The organism is Chryseobacterium kimseyorum (genome assembly GCF_025971945.1).
Lineage (GTDB): Bacteria > Bacteroidota > Bacteroidia > Flavobacteriales > Weeksellaceae > Chryseobacterium > Chryseobacterium kimseyorum.
The window spans coordinates 326649-328849 of sequence record NZ_JAPDHW010000005.1 but is presented as its reverse complement, the minus strand read 5'-3'; the positions used below and the strand labels follow the sequence as shown (position 1 = coordinate 328849).

The following is a 2201-nucleotide window of genomic DNA, read 5'->3' as shown; positions in this document are numbered from 1 at the left end:
TTTTTTTAATACTTTTGTTATATGATGTTCAATTGGTTATCCTTAGTTACAGGATTATTTTATATAGTTCTCGGAATTGTAATTATAGTTTACAAATTCTTTTTCACCTTGCTGGAGCCTGCTGTGGCATATCCACTTGGAGCTGTCGTGATACTGTACGGTGTTTTCAGAATCTGGAGAGCTGTTTCAAGAATTAAAAATACTGGGGATCATGAATAATTTAAAGTCTTTAATTATTTTGATTTTTGCTTTCACGGTAAGCTGTTCAAAAAAAGAGGAGAAATCTCCTTCGTATCATAAAGGTGACATGACAATCTTAACAGACGAGTCATTTAAAAGTGTTACTGAGGCATTAGCAGATGGATATATGATTAATTATCCGGATACTAAAATTAAGGTGGTTACCAAGAAGGAAGATCTCGGTTTTCTGGATCTTTTAAACGACAAAGCAAGGATTGCTGTAATGTCTAAAGAATTATCTCCTGAAGAAATTAAAGCATATGAAGAGCAGGCTGATTTGAAATTCTTACCTGCGAAATTTGCTGCCGATGCTGTGGTTTTTGTTGTTCCTAAGAATTCTGAGCGTACAAGTATAACAATGCAGGAAATTACTCAGGGTATGTTGTCTGATGAGAAGAATTTTATTTTTGATGGTGCCAACTCAAGCAATCTTAATTTTGTAGCACAGAAACTGAAAAAGCTTCCAAAAGATCTGAAGTATTCTATCATACCCGGAAGTACGAATGTTATTGAAGAATTAAATAAATATCCAAATAAAATTGGTGTTGTAGGTCTTAATACCATCAGCAGACCTTATGATAAAAATGCTGAAAAACTGAGAGAACTTATAAAGATCTTACCGGTTGAAACCAATGGTGAATTATACACTGCAGATTTTCAGGGTCTGCGTGAAATGAAATATCCATTTACAAGAGTTTTATATTTCTTAACAAATGAAGGAAATTTTAACATTGCAAGTGGTTTTATAAGATATTCATGTACCCAGTTAGGACAGATGATTGTACAGAAAGAGGGGTTGCAGCCATATAACATTTACCGACGAGAAGTTCAGATGCGTTAAATAATATTAAATTAATCTGATTACCAATTTAATTCATTTATTTTGGTCTGAAAATTGTGGGTAAATCATAGTTCAATTTAGAAAATATATAATGAAAGATATAATGATTATGAATGTAAAGAAGATTGCTTTTGGAGCAGCGGTTGTATTTTTTAGCAATTTTACGATTGCACAAACGTTACAGGACGGTATCAACAGCATCGACAGTGATAAATTTGCTCAGGCAAAAAACAATTTCACTCAGATGATTGCGAAGGAACCAAAAGCAGAAAATTATTTCTATTTAGGAAATACTTATTTAAGACAGTCAGAGCCGGATTTTGCTCAGGCAACGGAAAGTTTTAATAAAGGTCTTGCTGCAGACAGCAAAAGTTATTTAAATAAACTTGGTTTGGCAACAGTTAAATTAGGTAAAGGTGATAAAGGTGCAATTGCTGAAATTCAGAAAATTGTGACAGATTCAAGAGAGAAAGATGCTGATGTGCTTTTTAGAGCAGCAGAAGCTTTAACTTTATTTGAAAAGAATAACTCTCCGGATTTAGCAATACAGTTTTTGAATAAAGCTATTGAAAGAGCAGCTAAAAAAGAAGTTCCTGCAAACTATTACTATACTTTGGGAGATGCTTACAGATTGAAGAGAGTTCCAGGTGATGCAATGTCTGCGTATGATAAAGCTTTGCCATTAGCAAAAAACAAAGCTTCGGTTTACACAAGAATTGGTACACTTTGGATGGCTGCACAACAGTGGCAACAGGCAAAGACCAGCATTGAGAAGGCAATATCTACGGATGCGACCTATGCACCTGCATACAAAGCTTTAGCAGCTTATAATATCAAATATCAGGAGAATGCTAAGGCAACTCAGGATTTGATCAACTATACGAAATATGCCGATGAGGATCCATATACTCAGTTAGAAATTGCTAAGTTATACTTCACGAATGAAGATTATGCTAACTCAAAAGTAATTTTAGATAAGATTTTTGATAAAATCAACGATCCTATTAAATTCAAATTGAGAGCTTATGTAAATTATGCAGACGGACAATATCCTGAAGCAAAACAAAATATGGATACTTTCGTTTCTCAAGCTGAGAAATCAAGAGTACAGCCTGCGGAT

3 protein-coding genes are annotated in these 2201 nt (G+C 34.0%); all 3 read left to right on the top strand.

Features of this window, described 5'->3' with window-relative positions; all coding sequences use genetic code 11:
- Positions 1 to 21 precede the first annotated feature (21 nt).
- Positions 22 to 219: a DUF308 domain-containing protein gene (locus OMO38_RS09565; RefSeq protein WP_264749951.1), complete on the top strand. Its 198-nt coding sequence runs from the start codon at positions 22 to 24 to the stop codon at positions 217 to 219.
- Positions 212 to 1081 (top strand): PstS family phosphate ABC transporter substrate-binding protein, encoded by an 870-nt coding sequence (locus OMO38_RS09560; RefSeq protein WP_264749950.1) that lies wholly within the window; start codon positions 212 to 214, stop codon positions 1079 to 1081. The genes OMO38_RS09565 and OMO38_RS09560 overlap by 8 nt, the downstream gene beginning before the upstream one ends.
- A 91-nt stretch (positions 1082 to 1172) precedes the next feature.
- Positions 1173 to 2201: tetratricopeptide repeat protein (locus OMO38_RS09555; protein ID WP_406567305.1), on the top strand; the 1029-nt coding region annotated here is incomplete at its 3' end.